Consider the following 18344-nt stretch of genomic DNA (forward strand, 5'->3'; position numbering starts at 1 on the left):
CCCACCCGACCCGGTCGGCCCACCCGGGTGGTCCCGGAGTCCACTGCCCGTCCGCTAGCCTCGCGACGTGAAGCGTCTCTCCCCCGGCCAGCGCTGGGTCATCGGTCTCGGCGCGTTCGCGCTCGTCTGTCTCGTCGTCGGCGTCATCGGGCTGGTGGTCGGGATCACGAACCGGTACGGGTGCCTCTCCGATTCCGAGATCTGGCCGCAGTCCCGCTGCCTCGGCGACGACTCCGGGATCTACTGGGGCAGCGCCCTCGGCATCATCGGGCTGCTGCACCTCGGCCTGACCGGCCTGGCCGGTGCACTCGTCTGGACGTCGACCCCGACGGTCGCTCCGCGCCCCGTCGAGCGTCCGACGCCGCGCCCCGGCGAGACGCACCGGGTCTTCTCGTACGGCACGCTCCAGCAGCCGCTCGTGCAGGAGTCGCTGTTCGGCGACCACGTCCCCACCACCCCGGACTCCCTGCCCGGCTGGCGGCTCGACTGGGTGGCGATCACCGACCCGGACGTCATCCGGACGAGCGGCTCCGACCGTCATCCCATCCTCCGCCGCGGCTCCGCGGACGACGTCGTCGAGGGTGTGGCCCTGACGCTCGGGTACGAATGGCAGCTCCGCGCGGTCGACGGCTACGAGGTCGCCGACTACCAGCGCATCCGGGTCACGCTGGCCTCGGGCTCGACGGCCTGGGTCTACGTGGCGGCCGACGAGGCCTGAGCCGCGGCGCGCAGCCGTTCGAGCCCCTGGTCGATCGACACCGACGGGGTCCACCGCAGGTCGCTCCGGGTCCGTCGCTGGTCGAACCAGTGCGCCGTCGAGAGCTGTTCGGCCAGGAACCGGGTCATCGGCGGCTCGTCCTCGCCCGGTCTGACGCGCCAGACGGCCTCCACCACGGAGCCCGCGGCCCGCGCGACCGCGGCCGGCACGTGCCACTGCGGCGGTCGGACGCCCGACGCCGTGCAGATGCCGGCGAGCAGGTCGGCGACCGGGCGGGGCTCACCGTTCGTGACGACGTAGGCGTTGCCGTGGACGCCGTCGTCCGTGACGCGTTCGAGCGCCGCGACCATGGCCGTCGCGGCGTTGTCGACGTAGAGCGTGTCGATGAGCGCGGCGCCGGAGTCGAGCAGCGGCAGCCGTCCGGCGCGGGCACGCTCGACGATCCGTCCGACGAGTTGTGTGTCGCCCGGACCCCACACCAGGTGCGGCCGGACCGCCACGACGGCGAAGTCCGGGGCGTCGGCGTCGAGTGCCAGCAGCTCCGCCGCGGCCTTGGTGCGGGCGTAGTGCCCTCGGGCACGGGACGGCTCGGCCGGACCGGCGTCGGCCCCGACGAGCGACGACCCGGTGTGCGCGACCGACGGCGACGACACGAAGACGAAGCGCCCGACGCCGGCTGCACGGGCGGCCGCCAGCAGTGAGCGGGTGCCCTCGATGTTGACCCGGGCGAAGTCGGCCGGGTCCCCGGCGAGTGACACCTTCGCGGCCAGGTGCACGACGGCCTCGACCCCGTCGACCGCGCGGGCGATCGCGGCGTCGTCGGTCATCGTCCCGGCGACGTCCTGCACCCCGGGCACTCCCGAAGGACGGCGCTGGAACGTCCGGACCTCGTGCCCGGCGTCCCGTACAGCTGCGGCGGTGGCCTGCCCGAGGAACCCGCTGGCCCCGGTGACCAGGACCCTCACGGGCGGACCATCCGTCCGCCGTCTCGAACCGTGGGGCGTCGGAGATTCGTGCTCACCGACACCTCACGCATCCGACGGCCCGTGAGGTGTCGGTGAGCGCGTGAGAACGCGCCGAACGCGCCGATCACGGGCGGACCATCCGTCCGCCGGACAGCACCGAGCCGGCCCAGCGTGACAACCGGGTGCGGTCGACCTTGGAGTTGTGCCGGATGTCGGTCGGCAGCACGGGCACGACGAGCACCGCGGCGAGGGGAACCCCGGCGGCGGCACGGACCGCTGCGGCGAGCGACGGCGACGCCAGCCCGGGCCGGCGCACGGCAGGATCGGTCTCGACGACGGCCACCACCTGCTGGGTGCCGACCGGCCCGATGCCCGCGACGCCGGCGCGTCCGACACCGTCGACGCCCTCGATCCGCTGCTCCGGCCCCACCGGCGTGACGACCCCGTCCGGAGTCACCAGCACGTGCTGCAGCCGGCCCTCGACCCAGATCCGTCCCGCGGTGTCCAGGTGTCCGACGTCCCCGGTGCGGTGCCCGCGCGGGTCGTCGACGCCGAGGCGCGAGACCCGGTCGGTGCGCCAAAGCCGGTCGTAGTGGTCGCGCACGTGCGGTGCCGCGACGACGATCTCCCCGGTGATCCCGGGCTCGTCCGTCAGGGCTCCGGTCGAGCGCCCGGAACCGTCGAGCGGCGCGATGCGGACGCGGACGTTCGCTGCCGGCACCCCGACGCAGATCCCCTCGTCGTCGGACCGACCGGCGGCACGGACCCCGTCGAGGTCGACGTCGGTCATGAGCAGCCCCTCGGTCATGCCGTAGGGGGTGTGAGCGCTGGCGTTCGGCATCAGCTCGGTCGCCGCGGTCAGCAGCGCAGCCGAGACGGGCGCCCCGGCCGACAGGAACAGCCGCACGCCCTTCAGTGCCTGGCGGTCGGCGTCGGTGAGCTCCGACGCGGTCGCGACGACGTTCGCCAGGGCCGCGGGCGACAGGAACACCACGGTGGCGTCGGCCGCGGCGACCGAGGCCGCGACCGCCTTCGCCGTCAGGGTGCGCGGCGCGGTGACGTCCATGTCGGGCGCGACCGACCGGGCGCCGAGGGCCGGGCCGAGCAGCGCGAACGGCGCGAACCCGGCGACGAGGCCGGTGCCGACCCCGACGTCGTACTGGGTGGCCAGGGCGTCCCGGACGGCGCTGAGCTGCCCGTGCGTGTACACGACGCCCTTCGCCGGACCGGTCGACCCCGAGGTGAAGAGCACGGCAGCGGGTGCGTCCGACGACGGGGCCGCCGGCAGCGCGGTGCCGTGCGCGAGACGACGCGCACCACGCCGGGCGACGTCGACGAGCGTGTGCTCCACCCGCAGCGCCTTCCGTGCCGGTGCGGGCAGCGAGAGCGTCGCGATGCGTCGCCCCGGCCAGCCGAGGGCACGCGCGGCACCGAGTCCGGGCAGCGCGCCGATGATCCAGTCGGGTCGGGCTCCGCGGACGGCCCGGGTCAGGCCGCCGAGTCCGAGGCCGGCGTCCGCGACGACGACGACCGCCCCGATCCGCACGCAGGCGTACAGGACGGCGGTCAGGTCGGCACCGGGGGTCACCAGGAGCGAGACACGGTCGCCGCTGCGGACGCCCAGGTCGTCGAGGCCTGCGGCGATCTCGTCGACCCGTCGGGCGAGCAGCCGCCACGTGATCGTGCGGGGGCCACCGGCGGCGGCCATCTCGACCAGCGCGGGTTCGTCACTGGCACGCAGTTCGTCGAGCCGCGCCCAGAGCGGCGGGGTCGCCGGTGCGGGCTCGCCCGCGTCCACGGCTTCGGACTGGAGGCCCGTGGGGGCCTGCGCAGGACGGCCACCGTTCGGCAGACGGTCACCGAGCCAGTCGAACACCGCGCCCGCCACGTCGGCGTCATCAGGCAGCAGGTGCCCGGCGCCCTCGAACCGGTGGACGTCGGCGTGCGGCACGCGTTCGGTCAGGTCGTCCAGGTAGCGCTCGAGGAACACCGGATCGCGCGGACCCCAGAGCAGGAGCACCGGCACGTCGAGCGCGGCGATCCCGGCGGCGATACGGTCGAGTTCGGGTGCGCTCCGATGCCGGGCGTCGACGGGGATGTCCGCGACGAACCCGCCGATGCCACCGCGTCGGGCGGCACCGCGGTAGGGCGCCCGGTAGCCGTCGGCTGTGGGACGCTCGAGCTTCGGGTGCGCGATGGCCAGGGTGGTCTCGAGGAACGCCGGGGTCACGACCGTCGCGCGGCCGAGCATCCCCGGACCGAGGGCGAGCCGCAGCGGTGCCGGGATCGGGGCGTCGTCGGGTTGATGCACGGCGGTGTTGCACGTCATCGCGGCGGCCAGGACGTCCGGGTGGTCGACCGCCCAACCGAGCGACACGACACCGCCCCAGTCGTGGCCGAGGGTGACGACCGGTCCGGTCAGCCCGAGTTCGTCGGTCAGGGCTCCGAGGTCCGCGACGCGCTGTGCCAGTCCACGCTCGATGCCGGTGCGCTCCGAGAAGCCCATGTCGAGCTGGTCGACGGCGACCACACGCCAGGCCGGTCCGCCGGCCTGCGCGACCTCGAGCGAGGTGCGGAGCACCGACCGCCACAGGTACGACCACGTCGGGTTGCCGTGCACGCAGAGGATGGTGCCGACCGGTTCCACGCCGAGCGCGGCCAGGGACCCGGCCGTGTCGAGGAGGTGCCAGGTGCGCGCGACGCGATCTGTGCCTCCCGTCCGATCTCCGGACCACGCGGGGACCGTGGCCAGACGCGACCAAGCCGGGTCGAGGCCGGGCAGGGAGGGCGGCTGCGTCGCCGGAGCCGTGCTCGCGGCGACGCGGGGCAGCCGAGACGTCACCAGTGGAGTTCCATCATCGCCGTGTTGATGCCGGAACCGACGCCGCCCAGGAACACGCGGTCACCGCGACGGATACCGCCGGAAGCAACTTCGTCGGCGAGGGTGATCGGGATCGACGCGGGGCCGACGTTGCCGAACCGCTGGTACGTGGTGGGGACCTTGTCGCGCGGGATGCCGATCGCCTCGACGAAGGCGTTGGTGTGCACGTCGGAGACCTGGTGCAGCACGTAGCGGTCCATGTCGGCCCAGTCGAAGTGGGCGCGGGCCTCGGTCCAGGCGGCGACGACGAGCTCCATGCCGCCCTTGAGCAGCATCTTCGCGTCCGTGAACATGCCGTCGACGCTGCCGACGCACAGGTCGTACCACTGGGTCGCCGCGCGGGTGACGCCGCCGACGATCCGGTGTCCTTCGGGGTGCAGGTCCGCCGGGCCGAGCACGGCTGCGGCAGCACCGGACCCGAGGGTCAGGCTGGCGAACTCGCTCATGAAGTCCTTGCGGTTCCGGCCGCCCTGGTTCAGGCGGTCGATGGTGTTGAGCTGCACCTGGTCGGCGTCCTCGCCGTCGACGACGAGCGCGTACTTGATCTGCCCGGAGTCGATCATGCCCGCGGCGACGCTCATGGCGTTGACGAACCCCAGGCAGGCGTTCGCGATGTCGAAGTTGATGGCGGACGACGGCAGCCCGAGACCGTGGTGCAGGCGGACGGCCACCGACGGCTCGAGGTGCGGACGGGTCACCGAGGTGTTGATGAGCAGCCCGATCTCGTCCGGACGGACACCGGCTTCGGCCATGGCGCGGCGGCCGGCGTCGATCGCGGCGTCCTGGAAGGTCTGCCCCTCGCCCCAGTTGCGACGCTCGATGACCCCGGCGACGCGCTCGAGCAGTCCCATCGGCAGACGGAGTCGACGGAGGACCCCGCGGAGCTTGGCCTCGATGTCGGCCGAGGTCGTCACACGCTCCGCCGTGGTGGTCGCCACGGAGAGCAGTGAGACGTTCCGGTGCTTCGCCGTGGCGTTGCCGGGCTGCTCCGGTTCACTGCTCGATGCCTGGTCGACCGGCCGTTCCGTCATGATCGTCACCGACACATACTTCCGCATCTGGCCTGTGTGCGCGATCCGGATGCGCTGGACGGCCCTGAATCCGTGCAATGCATTGCATGTGAAATACATATTGCATACGATGGCTACCGACCCCTTCGATCGGAGCCCCGAATGCCCCCGCTCAGCAAGTCCACCTCTGCCGCAGCCCTCCTGCTGGCGTTCGCGCCGTTGGCGGTGCCGGACATGGCCGCCGCGACGACCGTCACGACGGCACCCGCGCCGACCGAGGAGCGAGCCGACGCGTCCGTGGAGCCGGAGGCGCCGGGCGAGGGCGAGGAGGAGTCACCTGTCGACAGTGGCGCACCTGTCGAGCCCGACGCGCCCGCGGACACCGCGGCCCCGGTCGACGCCGACCCCGCCACGGAGCCGGAGCCGGCCCCGGCGCCGAGCACCGCGCCCGCCCCGACCCCCACCCCCGAGGCGCAGCCCACGACCGACGAGGTCACGCCGAACGAGACGCCGATCAACGTGTACGTCGATGGAGCCGCGGACGCGATCGGTCAGCCGGGACAGCGGTTCGAGACGTCGATCTTCAACGTCAAGAACGTGAGTGGCTTCACGATCCCGAGCCGTTCGCTCGACTTCCACTGGACCATCACCGGCCCCGCGACCTTCACACGCGGACGACCGCCGTTCTCCGTGGCGAACTCAGGCACGGCGAACGTTGCGAACTGCACGTTCACGTCCTCCACGCAGACCGACTGCCTCGGCGGGAACCCCCAGCCACTCAACACCGGAGGAGCGAACTTCAACCACATCCGGGTGCCGATCACCGTCGACGTTTCCGCTCTGCCGGGCGACGTCATCACGGTGCACGGCTCGTTCGCCCCGAACGCCGCCACCGACTACGTGAACTCGAGCGAGCAGACGACATCGACGTGGAAGGTCACCATCCCGCTGACCGCCGCCGTCATCGACGAGCCGACCGCAGCCGTCGGGCCGAAGCCGACCATCACCGGCCAGGGCGTCCCCGGTGGCACCGTCGACGTGGCCGTCGGTGACCGGGCGCCGGTGAACGTCCCCGTCGGCGATGACGGCACCTGGTCGCTCCCCGTCACCGAGGCGCTGTCGGAGGGGTCGGTCACCGTCACCGCCGTGCAGCACCGCAACGGCTTCACCGCCGACCCGACCACGGCGACCCTCGACGTCGACGCCACCGCCCCCGACGTCCCGATCGTCGACGACCCCGGCACCCTCGCCGACCCGACCGGACCCATCACCGGCACCGCCGAGCCAGGCGCCATCGTCATCGTCCGCGACCCCGCCGGCAACGAACTCGGCCGCGATCGTGCGAACGAGGCCGGCGACTTCTCCGTCCGTCTCGACGCACCGCTGCCCGAGGGTGCGACCGACCTCGTGGTCGTCGCCGCCGATGCGGTCGGCAACGAGTCCGGCCCGGCGACCGCGACCGCGGTCGTCCCGGACACCACCGCGCCCGATGCTCCGGTCGTCGAGCGCCAGGACCTCGCGACCCCGACCGGCCCGGTGGTCGGCACCGCCGAGCCCGGCTCCATCGTGATCATCCGCGACCGGGACGGCGACGAGATCGGGCGCGGCGAAGCCAATGACGACGGCGACTTCTCGGTCGAGTTGGACGAGCCACTGACCGAGGGCGACCACGGCCTGGAGGTCGTCGCGCAGGACGACGCCGGCAACGAGTCGGCTCCCTCGCCCGTGACCGTCACCGCACCCGACGTCACCGCACCCGACGCACCGATCAGCACGACCCCCGAGTTCCTCGCCGACGGCACCGGCCCCTTCACCGGCTCGGCCGAACCCGGTTCGACAGTGATCGTGCGTGACGCCGATGGCAACGAACTCGGCCGCGCCGAGGCCCGCGACGACGGGCAGTTCACCGTCGTGCTCGACGAGCCGCTCGACGACGGCGCGCACGACCTCGAGCTCGTCGCGCAGGACGAGGCCGGCAACACCTCCGAGCCGACGCCGGTCACGGTGGACGTGGACGACGACGCTCCGAACGCACCGATCGTGACCGGTCCGTCCGACCTGGCTGACGGCACGGGTCCGATCACCGGGATCGCGGAGCCTGGTGCCACGGTGATCATCCGTGACGAGGACGGCAACGAGATCGGCCGCGGGGAGGCCAACGACGACGGCGACTTCAGCATCGAACTCGACGAGCCGCTCGACGACGGCGACCACCACCTCGAACTCATCGCCCAGGACGACGCCGGCAACGTCTCGACGCCCACCCCGGTCATCGTCGACGTCGACACCGAAGCACCCGACGCACCGGTCGTGACCAGCCCCAAGGACCTCGCTGACGGCAAGGGGCCCATCACCGGGACCGCCGAGCCCGGCTCGACCGTGATCATCCGTGACGAGGACGGCAACGAACTCGGCCGCGGCGAAGCCAACGACGACGGCGACTTCTCCATCGAACTCGACGAGCCCCTCGACGACGGCGAGCACAAGCTCGAACTCATCGCCCAGGACAAGGCCGGCAATACCTCCGAGGAAACGAAGACCACGGTCGACGTCGACACCGATGCACCGGGAGCACCCGTCGTCACAAGCCCCAGCGATCTCGCTGACAGCAAGGGGCCCATCACCGGCACCGCCGAGCCCGGCTCCACGGTCATCATCCGTGACGAGGACGGCAACGAACTCGGCCGCGGCGAAGCCAACGACGACGGGGACTTCAGCATCGAGCTGGACGAACCGCTCAACGACGGCGAGCACAAGCTGGAACTCGTCGCTGCAGACAAGGCCGGCAACGAATCTGGCCCGACCGACACCACGGTCGATGTCGACACCGAAGCCCCCATGGCCCCGGTCGTGACCAGCCCCAGCGATCTCGACAACGGCAAGGGCCCGATCAGCGGCACCGCCGAGCCCGGCTCCACCGTGATCATCCGCGACGAGGACGGCAACGAACTCGGCCGCGGGGAAGCCAACGACGACGGCGACTTCTCCATCGAACTCGATGAGCCCCTCGACGACGGCGAGCACAAGCTCGAGCTCGTCGCTGCAGACAAGGCCGGCAACGAATCTAGCCCGACCGACACCACGGTCGATGTCGACACCGAAGCCCCCATGGCCCCGGTCGTGACCAGCCCCTCTGACCTCGCTGACGGCAAGGGCCCCATCACCGGCACCGCGGAACCCGGCTCCACGGTCATCATCCGCGATGAGGACGGCAACGAGATCGGCAGGGGCGAAGCCAACGACGACGGCGACTTCTCGATCGAACTCGACGAGCCCCTGGATGACGGCGAGCACAAGCTCGAGCTGATCGCCCAGGATGACGCCGGCAACAACTCCGAGGAGACGAAGACCACCGTCGACGTCGACACGAAGGCACCGACGGCGCCCGTCGTCACCAGCCCGTCCGACCTGAGCGACGGCACCGGACCCATCACCGGGACCGCTGAGCCGGGCTCCACCGTGATCATCCGCGATGAAGACGGCAACGAGATCGGCCGCGGCGAAGCCAACGACGACGGCGACTTCTCCATCGAGCTGGACGAGCCGCTCGACGACGGCGAGCACCAGCTCGAACTCATCGCCGAAGACAAGGCCGGCAACAGCTCCGACGAGACGAAGACCACCGTCGATGTCGACACGAAGGCACCGACGGCACCGGTCGTGACCAGCCCGTCCGACCTCGCTGACGGCAAGGGTCCGATCAGCGGCACCGCCGAGCCGGGCTCCACTGTGATCATCCGTGACGAGGACGGCAACGAACTCGGCCGCGGCGAAGCCAACGACGACGACGACTTCAGCATCGAGCTGGACGAGCCCCTCGACGACGGCGAGCACAAGCTCGAACTGATCGCCCAGGACAAGGCCGGTAACGAGTCCGACCCGACCGACACCACGGTTGACGTCGACACTGAAACGCCCGACGCACCCGTCGTCACCAGCCCGTCCGACCTGAGCGACGGCACCGGTCCGATCAGCGGGACCGCGGAACCCGGCTCGACCGTGATCATCCGTGACGAGGACGGCAACGAGCTCGGCCGCGGCGAAGCCAACGACGATGGGGACTTCTCGATCGAACTCGATGAGCCGCTCGATGACGGCGACCACAAGCTCGAACTCATCGCCCAGGACAAAGCCGGCAACACCTCCGAGGAAACGAAGACCACCGTCGACGTCGACACGAAGGCACCGACGGCGCCCGTCGTCACCAGCCCGTCCGACCTGGGCGACGGCAACGGTCCGATCAGCGGGACCGCGGAACCCGGCTCCACCGTGATCATCCGCGATGAAGACGGCAACGAGATCGGCCGCGGCGAAGCCAACGACGACGGCGACTTCTCCATCGAGCTCGACGAGCCCCTCGACGACGGCGACCACAAGCTCGAACTGATCGCCCAGGATGACGCTGGCAACACCTCCGAGGAAACGAAGACCACGGTCGACGTCGACACGAAGGCACCGACCGCACCGGTCGTGACCAGCCCCTCTGACCTCGCTGACGGTAAGGGCCCGATCACCGGGACCGCGGAACCCGGCTCCACCGTGTTCATCCGCGACGAGGACGGCAACGAGATCGGTCGCGGCGACGCCAACGACGACGGCAACTTCTCCATCGAGCTGGACGAACCGCTCGACGACGGCGAGCACAAGCTCGAACTCATCGCCGAAGACAAGGCCGGCAACACCTCCGACGAGACGAAGACCACCGTCGATGTCGACACGAAGGCACCGACGGCACCGGTCGTCACCAGCCCCTCCGACCTCGCTGACGGCAAGGGTCCGATCACCGGCACCGCCGAGCCCGGCTCCACCGTGATCATCCGCGACGAGGACGGCAACGAGCTCGGCCGCGACACCGCGGACGAGAACGGCGACTTCGAGATCGCCCTCGACGAGCCGCTCACGGACGGTGGGCACGACCTCGAGCTCATCGCGCAGGACAAGGCCGGCAACACCTCCGACGAGACGAAGACCACGGTCGACGTCGATACCGAGGCCCCGGCGGCACCGGTCCTCGAGGCGTTCGACGACATCGTCGACGGCACCGGCGTCGTCCGGGGCTCCGCCGAGCCCGGCTCGACGGTCGTGATCCGCGACGCCGACGGCCGTGAGCTCGGCCGTGGGACCGCCGACTCCGACGGGCGGTTCGCCTTCCGGACGACGGTTCCCCTGGAGCCGGGAGCGCACCTGCTGTCGGTCGTCGCCGTGGACCGCTTCGGTCACGTCTCACCGGGCTCGAGCATGCTCGTCACGCTCGTCCCCGGGAGCGAAGAGGGCGAGAACGACGAGAACGACAACGGGGCCGGAACGGGAATCGCGTTCCCGGGGATCGTGGCCCCGGGCACCGGCCCGCAGCTCGGCTCGACCGACGATCGCACCGCACCCGCTCCGAAGACCGACGGAGCCGGCACCACCGGCACCACCGGCACCGGCACCGGCACCACCAACCGTGAGCTCGCGTTCACCGGCGTCGAGCACGGCGGCTGGCTCGCCGCCGCGCTCACCGCGCTCGGGCTCGGCGCCGTCCTGCGCCTGCTCGCGCGCCGACGCCAAGGCGACGTGCGCGGCGACTGAGCCCCGAACTGCGGACTGGAGGCCCGGATCACGTACCCGACGAGGGGACGCGATCCGGGCCTCCCGGCTGTCACGGCGCTGCAGCGCCCCGAGCGCTCAGCCCTCGGTCTGCAACGGCTCCTTCGGCAGCTTCCGCACCTTCGCACGCCGCTTGCGACGCTCCGGGATCATCGACCGCATCTCCTCGAGCTTGCCGAAGCAGAGCAGGCGGTCCCCCGGCTCGAGGGCGACGCCACTGCGCGGGTTCGGGATGACGTTCGAGCCGCGGTGCAGCGTGAGGACCGTGATGTCACGGTCCCAGAGCCCGGACTCCTTGATCGTCTTGCCGACCAGGTCGGCGTTGGTGTGCACGAGGAGCTCGGCGACGCCGTAGCCGGTCGAGACGGACAGCCGCTGGCGGACGTCGATCTCGGGGAACGCGACCTGGTTCGCGATGAAGTCGACGATCGCACCGGCGATGTCGAGGCCGGTGGCGCGCTCGACGCCCTCGAGCCCTGGCGAGGAGTTGACCTCCATGACGAGCGGCCCGTCGTTGCCCTCGAGCATGTCGACGCCGGCGACCTTGAGGCCCATGATCTGCGCCGAGCGCACGGCCACCGCCTCGTACTCGGGCGAGAGCGTGACCTTCTCGACGGTGCCGCCGCGGTGCACGTTGGAGCGGAACTCGTCGCCCGAGGCGGTCCGACGCATCGCCGCGACGACCCGGTCACCGACGACGAGGGCCCGGATGTCACGACCGCGGCTCTCGGCGATGAACCGCTGGATCAGGACGTTCTGCTTCGTGGAGTGCAGGGTCTCGACGATCGACTCGGCCACCTTCGCCTCGGGCGCCAGGATCACGCCGATGCCCTGCGTTCCCTCGAGGAGCTTGATGACGACGGGCGCGCCGCCGACCCGTTCGATCGCGCCGCGCACGTCGTTGCGGCCGGCCACGAAGGTCGTCGCCGGCATGCCGATGTCGTGCCGCGACAGGATCTGGTTCGCCCGGAGCTTGTCGCGCGAGTTCGTGATGCCGTTCGCCGTGTTCGGCGTGTACACGTCCATCTGCTCGAACTGGCGCACCACGGCGGTGCCGTAGTAGGTGATCGAGTTGCCGATGCGCGGCAGCACCGCGTCGTAGTCGCTCAGCAGCTTGCCGCGGTAGAGCAGGTCCGGGTCGTCGCCGGACAGGTCGATCGCGAAGCGCAGGGTGTTGAGCACCTTGACCTCGTGACCGCGGTCGAGTGCCGCTGCGCGGAGGCGCTGGGTCGAGTACGCCTGGGGCGCGCGCGACAGGATGGCGAGTTTCATCGAGGGGTTCTCCGCTGGGTCGGATCGACGGCGACGCTCCATCAAAGCATGCGGACGTGGCCACGGAGCATGCGACAGGATGGGCACATGGCCCGAGCTCCGAAGTCCTCCGACAGCGGGCTCGTCGTCGCCGGGTGGCGGGAGTGGGCGGGACTGCCGGACCTCGGCGTGCCGTGGATCAAGGTGAAGCTCGACACCGGCGCCCGGAGCTCCGCGTTGCACGCCTTCGACCTCGAGGAACTGCCCGGCGAGCGGGTCCGGTTCTCGCTGCACCCCTGGCAGGACACCGATGCCGACGCCTCCACCATCGAGTGCGACGTGCACGACCGGCGCATCGTCCGCAGCTCGACCGGGCACACCCAGGAGCGCATCGTCGTCCGCACGCGGATCGCGTTGGCCGGGCAGGTCGTCGAGTCCGAGGTCACCTTGAGCAACCGGGACCAGATGGGGTTCCGGATGCTCGTCGGTCGCGAGGCACTCCGGCAGGGCTTCCTCGTCGATCCTGCACGGTCCTTCATGGCCGGGCGGGCTCCGAAGGAGATCCGGCGCCGCAACCGCGGTCGCGCCTGAGCGCTCCTGAGCGCTCCTGGTCACCTGGCACGGGCCGTTGCGGTGACCGGTCGACGGCCTGGAGGCGCGGTGCGGGGCCGCCACGGGCCTCCCGTCCGCCTGGACGCGCGTCCCGGGCGCTGGTCGGGTCAGCGACCCAGGTGGCGGCCGAGGAAGGCGAGCTGCTGGGGCGCCAGGCGGCGCCAGTAGCCGTGCGTGTGGGCGCCGGGTGCGAATCCTCCGGCCGGATGCTTCGCGAAACCGTCGACGTAGGCGTGCACCGCCGGCGCGAACCCGTCGCCGTTGCCGCAGTCGACGCGGACGGCGACACCGTCCAGGGCGCGCTGCCGCCCGAGGACGGTGTTCGCGCGGAAGTCGGCGGCGTCGTCGAAGGCGCCGCGGGCGGTGTCGGCGGCCGACTTCCAGAGCGCGGGGCTGATGGCCGAGACGGCCCGGACGCGCGAGGCGCCGAGCACTCCGCCGAGCCGGAGGGCGCCGAAGCCACCCATCGAGTAGCCGGTCAGGGCGAGGCGGTCCGTGTCGAAGCCGCGGCGGGCGATCAGGGGCAGGAACTCGTCGACGACCATCGCGGCGGGGTCGTCGCCGTCGGCACGCCGGTGCCAGTAGCGGTTGCCGCCGTCGATCGAGGCGATCGCGAACGGTGCTCCTCCGTCGGCGACGTGCGCTGCGAGGAACCGGTCGTAGCCCAGGCTCCGCCCGAAGAACGAGGTGTGGTCGTCGCCGTAGCCGTGCAGGGCGACCGCCACCGGCAAGGGGGTGTCGGACGCCGGGGCCGCGATCGTCCAGCCGACGGTGCGGCCCTTCCGCGCGGTCGACACGAAGGTGCCGGAGGTGGTGGGGACGGGCTCGACGTCGGGGACCGTGCCGTCGGTGCCGTCCAGACCGAGGACCCGGTACAGGGTCGAGCGCCCGGGCAGCAGGCCGAGGTTGATCCCCTCGGCCACGGCTCCCGCGGCGACGATGCCCGTGCCACCGATGAGCAGGGAACGCCGCGTGATCGTGGCAGCACGCGATCGGGTCATGTGGTGGGCGCCGTTCCGTCTGGGGTGTGTTCCCGGATGAGGGACGCGGCGACGGACCGTGCCGTCGTCGTGTCGAGCGCGGGGTCGCGCAGTCGCATCGCAAGGTAACCGGAGACGATGAGGAGCAGCTGGTCGGCGAGGGCCCCGGCACGGGGACCGACCACCGGCACCGCCCGTGCCACGAGCCGCCGGCGCAGGGTGGTGGTCTCGAGGTCCAGGACCTGCCGGACCTCGGCGGGGGCGTCGGCGTACTCGGCGGCGGTGCCGAGGAAGGCGCACCAGCGGGAGCCCGTGGGCGTCGAGCGGTAGTCGTCGAGGGCGTCGAACACCGCCAGGAGTCGGCCCCGGTCGTCCCGTCCGGCGGCGACCGCACGGTCCCAGGCGGCGATCCAGTCCTCGTGGCGACGGGTGAGGGCCGCGGCGACGAGCGACTCCTTGCTCGCGTAGCCGCGGTAGAGCGTGGCCGTCGAGACCCCGGCCCGTTCGAGGACGGCGTCGATCGGGGTGGCGGCGATGCCCTGTGAGAAGAAGAGCTCCTCGGCGGCGTCGAGCAGCCGTTGCTCGGTCCCTGGGCGCATCACCATGAGAGCACCCTAGGCTCTGAAAAGTGAAACGATCGTTTTCGTTACGACATCGTCTGCTCTTGGTGAGCGGACTCGGCCTGATCGCCGCCACCTACGGCCTGGTGCGCCTGGCGTACGGGCTGTTCCTGCCCGACGTGCAGCGGGACCTGGGGCTCCGGGCAGACGCCGCCGGCTGGGTCTCGTCGGGTGCCTCGGCGCTGTACTGCGTCGGCGCGGTGGCCGGCTTCCTGCTCGCCGCCCGGATGCCCCGCGTGCTCGTCACGGTCGCGACCCTGGTGGCGGGAGCCGGTGCGATCGCCATGGCGACGGCCGTCGGGGCGACGGCGTTCGGCATCAGCGCCGTGGTCGCGTCGGCGGGCGCCGGACTCGCGTCGCCCGCCCTCGTGCGGATCGTCGCCGAGCAGGTGCCGTCGGCGCTGCTCGGTCGAGCGCAGGCGATCGTGAATGCCGGCACCGGCCCCGGGCTCGTGGGCGCCGGCGTGCTCGCACTCGTGCTGCTGCCCGACTGGCGGACGGCTTGGGCGGTGTCCGGGGTGTTCGCCCTGGCCGTCGGAGCGCTGCTGCTCGTGGCGTCCCGCGGCCGGACTGCTGCGTCCCGGTCACCGCTGCCCGGCGCTCCCTGGTTCGCAGCACACCGTGGGGCGCTCGTGCTGGCGCTGCTGTTCGGAGCGGGGTCCGCCGTCGTCTGGACCTACGGACGTTCGGCGCTGGTGGAGGCCGGTGCGTCGGTCGTCGCCTCGGTGTCGGCCTGGATCGCGCTCGGGATCGGCGGAGCGGCCGTCGTGGTCACCGCGCGTTGGACGAACGGACTGCGCGCCCGGACGCTCTGGGCGGTCACGGCGGGATCGGTCGCCGTCGCCGTCGTGGTGCTGGGGGCAGCGCCGCAGTCGACGGTCGCGGCGCTGCTGGCGTGTGCCGTGTTCGGCTGGGGCTACACGGCGGCGACCGGGGCGCTGATCGCGTGGACGACCGAGATCGATGCCGAGCGCTCGTCGGCGGGCACGTCGATGCTCTTCGTCGCACTCGTGCTCGGGCAGGCCGTCGGTGCGGCGGCTGCCGGAGCGCTCGTCGGCGCGATCGGGTTCGTCGCGACGTTCGTGGTCGGGGCGGGTGTGACCGCGGCGAGCGCCGTCCCCGCGGTGGTCCGTCGGCCGGGTGGGGTCCGTGCCGTCAGAGCAGCGGGCGGAGCTCGATCTTCCGGTTGCACGCCTGCGACGCCTGGTGCGCCACCCGGGCAGCCGTCTCGGCGTCCGGGAGGTCCATGACCCAGAACCCGGCGACGTACTCGTCGGTGCTCGTCGCGGGCCCGGTCGTGGCGCGCCCGGCCGTGGTGTCCGCCGCGCCCTCGCGGGCGTCGACCACGGTGGCGTCAGCGGGTGCGGAAACCCCGGCGGCGAACACGATCACGTCGGCCATCCGTTGGTTGAATGCGTCGACCGCTGCGGCTTCGGCACCGGTCGCGGAGTACGTGTTGCCGACGGCGGCGGCCTGACCGTCGTCGATGACGTTGACGAGGAACTGCATGGCGTCTCCCCTGCTCGTTGGCGGGAGGCTACTCCTGGTCGAGCGCACCCAGTAGCGTTTCCAGCATGGGGACGACGGCGGAGTGGTCGCGACTGCCGGTGGGGCGGCACGAGTACCGGCAGGACACGGTGCTCGCAGTTGTGCTGGCCGGTGGGCTCGCGGTCACGACGTTCCTGTACGGGTCGGCCGGTACGTACGGTGACGACCAGGCCGCCTGGTGGGTCTCCGCGCTGATGATCGTCGCGAACGCCGCCCCGATCGCGTTCCGCCGACGGTTCCCGATGTCGGTGGCCCTGGTGTCGGCGGTGGCGTTCGCCGCAACGCAGCTGCTCCAGGTGCCCGAGGTCTTCCTCGTCAACTTCACGCTCTTCATCGCGCTGTACACGGTGGGCGCCTGGTGCTCCGACCGGGTGCGAGCCGAAGCAGTGCGCTGGGTCGTCATCGGCGGCATGTTCGCGTGGCTGTTCGTCGCGATCTCGTTCGGGTGGGCGTCGCCGAACGCTCTGCCGAACGACACGGACTCCCCCGTGGCGCCCTACGTCGCGATCTCGCTGCTCAACATCGTCATCAACGTGATCTACTTCGGCGCCGCCTGGTACGCCGGCAACCGCGCCTGGGTCTCCGCAGTCGCACGACACCAGCTCGCCGAACGCACCGCCGAACTCGCCGCCGAGCGGGAGCGGTCCGCGGCACAGGCCGTCACGATCGAACGGGTACGGATCGCCCGCGAGCTGCACGACGTGGTCGCCCACCACGTCTCGCTGATGGGCGTGCAGGCGGGTGCTGCACGGCGCGTGATCGGCCGCGACCCCGCGCAGGCCACCGCCTCGCTCGGGGTGGTCGAGGAGAGCGCCCGCACCGCGGTGGAGGAACTCCGGCGGATGCTCGGCACCCTGCGCTCCGACGACGACGCGTCCGGCCTCGGGGCGGCCGGTGGCGACGGCCCGAGCACCGAGGGCATCACACGGATCGCCGAACTGGCCGAGTCCGCCCGGGTGGTCGGCCACCCCGCCGAGTACGTCGTCGTGGGCGACGAGCGCCCGGTGCCGCCGACGGTGGCCGCGGTGGCGTACCGGATCGTGCAGGAGGCCGTGACGAACATCCTCAAGCACGCCGGCCCGACCGCCCGCGCCGACGTCCGGCTGCGGTACCTGGACGACGGCGTCGAGGTTGAGGTCACCGACGACGGGCTCGGTGCCCGTGCTGCCCGGAGCACCTCCGGCAGCGGCCTCGGACACGTCGGGATGCGGGAACGCGTCGCCGCCGTGGACGGACGGATCGAGATCGGGCCACGAGCCCGGGGAGGCTACCTGGTGCGGGCATGGCTGCCGACGACGTGAACGCGACGACCGACCTGACGATCGTGCTGGCCGACGACCAGGAGCTCGTCCGCGCCGGGTTCCGCGTGATCCTGGAGTCCGAGCCCGGGTTCCGGGTCGTGGGCGAAGCCGCGGACGGCGCCGGGGCGGTCGAGGCCGTGCAGGAACTCGGTCCGGACGTGGTCTGCCTCGACGTGCAGATGCCGGGCGTCGACGGGCTCGAGGCGGCACGGCGGATCGCGGCGCTGCCGGACCCGCCGGCGGTGCTCATCCTCACCACGTTCGACAGCGACGACGCGCTGTTCCAGGCGCTCGAGGCGGGAGCGAGCGGGTTCCTGTTGAAGAACGCCTCCCCCGAGCGACTGATCGACGCCGTGCGGACCGTCGCCGCCGGGGACGCCCTGCTCGCGCCGGACGTCACGCGTCGGGTGATCAGCCGGGCGACGGCGTCGGCTGCGGTGCAGCCCTCGGCGACCACCACGACCGCGACACCTTCGACGACGGGCGAGGACGCGCTCGCCGCCACCGGGCTCACCGAGCGGGAGACCGAGGTGCTGCGGCTCCTGGCCCGGGGCCTGAGCAACGCGGAGATCGCCGCCGAGCTCTACGTCGGGGACGCCACCGTGAAGACCCACGTGTCGAACGTGCTGCAGAAACTCGCACTGCGCGACCGGATCCAGGCCGTCGTCTGGGCGTTCGAGCACGGCGTCGCCGGCTGACCGAGCCGAGCAGAACCCGCACGAACCGAACAAGCCCGCACGGTGCCGAGTTCGCAGACATGGCCGCACCGTGCAGGGTCGCTCAACCCGTGCAGCGTTGACCGCACCGTGCCGCGCCACCACAACGCACCGTGCAACCAAACCCGCACCAGCCCAACAAGCCCGCACCGT

Annotated in this window: 13 protein-coding genes; 6 read left to right on the top strand and 7 right to left on the bottom strand. The window is 71.9% G+C overall.

The annotated features are described in order from the left end of the window. The first annotated feature begins 67 nt into the window (after nucleotides 1–67). Nucleotides 68–718: a gamma-glutamylcyclotransferase family protein gene (locus tag DEJ09_RS18345; protein WP_258373809.1), complete on the top strand. Its 651-nt coding sequence runs from the start codon at nucleotides 68–70 to the stop codon at nucleotides 716–718. Here DEJ09_RS18345 and DEJ09_RS05980 read toward each other — a convergent pair. The 3 genes from DEJ09_RS05980 to DEJ09_RS05990 form a co-directional block, all read right to left on the bottom strand. After that, nucleotides 694–1683 (bottom strand): NAD(P)-dependent oxidoreductase, encoded by a 990-nt coding sequence (locus DEJ09_RS05980; protein WP_111087904.1) that lies wholly within the window; start codon nucleotides 1681–1683, stop codon nucleotides 694–696. The genes DEJ09_RS18345 and DEJ09_RS05980 overlap by 25 nt on opposite strands. 124 nt (nucleotides 1684–1807) lie before the next feature. Beyond that, entirely contained in the window at nucleotides 1808–4525 is a 2718-nt protein-coding gene (locus tag DEJ09_RS05985; RefSeq protein WP_258373810.1) for an alpha/beta fold hydrolase, read from the bottom strand. Beyond that, nucleotides 4522–5595, bottom strand: coding sequence for a 3-oxoacyl-ACP synthase III (locus DEJ09_RS05990; protein ID WP_042537701.1), 1074 nt, complete (start codon nucleotides 5593–5595; stop codon nucleotides 4522–4524). The genes DEJ09_RS05985 and DEJ09_RS05990 overlap by 4 nt, the downstream gene beginning before the upstream one ends. A 141-nt stretch (nucleotides 5596–5736) precedes the next feature. On the opposite strand from DEJ09_RS05990, the gene DEJ09_RS05995 reads away from it, so the two are divergent. After that, a complete protein-coding gene (locus DEJ09_RS05995; RefSeq protein WP_111087905.1) occupies nucleotides 5737–11145 on the top strand; it encodes an Ig-like domain-containing protein in 5409 nt (1802 codons plus the stop codon). Nucleotides 11146–11241: 96 nt separating this feature from the next. On the opposite strand, the gene DEJ09_RS06000 is transcribed toward DEJ09_RS05995, so the two are convergent. Then, entirely contained in the window at nucleotides 11242–12435 is a 1194-nt protein-coding gene (locus DEJ09_RS06000) for a RimK family alpha-L-glutamate ligase (protein ID WP_027465990.1), read from the bottom strand. Nucleotides 12436–12522: 87 nt separating this feature from the next. On the opposite strand from DEJ09_RS06000, the gene DEJ09_RS06005 reads away from it, so the two are divergent. Beyond that, a complete protein-coding gene (locus DEJ09_RS06005) occupies nucleotides 12523–13005 on the top strand; it encodes a RimK/LysX family protein (protein WP_027465989.1) in 483 nt (160 codons plus the stop codon). Between the two features lie 128 nt (nucleotides 13006–13133). Here DEJ09_RS06005 and DEJ09_RS06010 read toward each other — a convergent pair whose 3' ends face one another. Both DEJ09_RS06010 and DEJ09_RS06015 read right to left on the bottom strand, forming a co-directional pair. Next, a complete protein-coding gene (locus DEJ09_RS06010; protein ID WP_111087906.1) occupies nucleotides 13134–14027 on the bottom strand; it encodes an alpha/beta hydrolase family protein in 894 nt (297 codons plus the stop codon). Further along, the gene (locus DEJ09_RS06015) at nucleotides 14024–14611 is read right to left on the bottom strand and encodes a TetR/AcrR family transcriptional regulator (RefSeq protein ID WP_111087907.1); all 588 of its coding nucleotides are present in this window, start codon (nucleotides 14609–14611) and stop codon (nucleotides 14024–14026) included. Before DEJ09_RS06015 ends, DEJ09_RS06010 begins: the two co-directional genes overlap by 4 nt. Before the next feature lie 62 nt (nucleotides 14612–14673). Here DEJ09_RS06015 and DEJ09_RS06020 point away from each other — a divergent pair, with 62 nt between their 5' ends. Then, complete coding sequence (locus tag DEJ09_RS06020) at nucleotides 14674–15876, top strand: MFS transporter (RefSeq protein WP_220034915.1); 1203 nt, start codon at nucleotides 14674–14676, stop codon at nucleotides 15874–15876. On the opposite strand, the gene DEJ09_RS06025 is transcribed toward DEJ09_RS06020, so the two are convergent. Beyond that, the gene (locus tag DEJ09_RS06025; RefSeq protein WP_111087909.1) at nucleotides 15782–16135 is read right to left on the bottom strand and encodes a YciI family protein; all 354 of its coding nucleotides are present in this window, start codon (nucleotides 16133–16135) and stop codon (nucleotides 15782–15784) included. The two genes, DEJ09_RS06020 and DEJ09_RS06025, sit on opposite strands and share 95 nt — an antisense overlap. Before the next feature lie 65 nt (nucleotides 16136–16200). Between DEJ09_RS06025 and DEJ09_RS06030 the strand changes: the two genes are divergently transcribed. Both DEJ09_RS06030 and DEJ09_RS06035 read left to right on the top strand, forming a co-directional pair. Then, the gene (locus DEJ09_RS06030) at nucleotides 16201–17475 is read left to right on the top strand and encodes a sensor histidine kinase (RefSeq protein ID WP_111087910.1); all 1275 of its coding nucleotides are present in this window, start codon (nucleotides 16201–16203) and stop codon (nucleotides 17473–17475) included. Beyond that, nucleotides 17457–18173 carry a response regulator transcription factor gene (locus tag DEJ09_RS06035; protein WP_111087911.1) on the top strand — a complete coding sequence of 239 codons (717 nt, stop codon included), beginning with the start codon at nucleotides 17457–17459 and terminating at the stop codon, nucleotides 18171–18173. Before DEJ09_RS06030 ends, DEJ09_RS06035 begins: the two co-directional genes overlap by 19 nt. Nucleotides 18174–18344: the final 171 nt, after the last annotated feature.

Source organism: Curtobacterium sp. MCLR17_055 (genome assembly GCF_003234305.1).
Taxonomy (GTDB): domain Bacteria; phylum Actinomycetota; class Actinomycetes; order Actinomycetales; family Microbacteriaceae; genus Curtobacterium; species Curtobacterium flaccumfaciens.

Excerpts from the sequence above, each read along its gene's own strand:
- DEJ09_RS05990 (WP_042537701.1), bottom strand. The coding sequence starts at position 5,595 with ATGACGGAACGGCCGGTCGACCAGGCATCGAGCAGTGAACCGGAGCAG.
- DEJ09_RS06005 (WP_027465989.1), top strand. The coding sequence starts at position 12,523 with ATGGCCCGAGCTCCGAAGTCCTCCGACAGCGGGCTCGTCGTCGCCGGG.
- DEJ09_RS05995 (WP_111087905.1), top strand. The coding sequence starts at position 5,737 with ATGCCCCCGCTCAGCAAGTCCACCTCTGCCGCAGCCCTCCTGCTGGCG.
- DEJ09_RS06015 (WP_111087907.1), bottom strand. The coding sequence starts at position 14,611 with ATGGTGATGCGCCCAGGGACCGAGCAACGGCTGCTCGACGCCGCCGAG.
- DEJ09_RS06010 (WP_111087906.1), bottom strand. The coding sequence starts at position 14,027 with ATGACCCGATCGCGTGCTGCCACGATCACGCGGCGTTCCCTGCTCATC.
- DEJ09_RS06025 (WP_111087909.1), bottom strand. The coding sequence starts at position 16,135 with ATGCAGTTCCTCGTCAACGTCATCGACGACGGTCAGGCCGCCGCCGTC.
- DEJ09_RS06035 (WP_111087911.1), top strand. The coding sequence starts at position 17,457 with ATGGCTGCCGACGACGTGAACGCGACGACCGACCTGACGATCGTGCTG.
- DEJ09_RS06000 (WP_027465990.1), bottom strand. The coding sequence starts at position 12,435 with ATGAAACTCGCCATCCTGTCGCGCGCGCCCCAGGCGTACTCGACCCAG.
- DEJ09_RS06030 (WP_111087910.1), top strand. The coding sequence starts at position 16,201 with ATGGGGACGACGGCGGAGTGGTCGCGACTGCCGGTGGGGCGGCACGAG.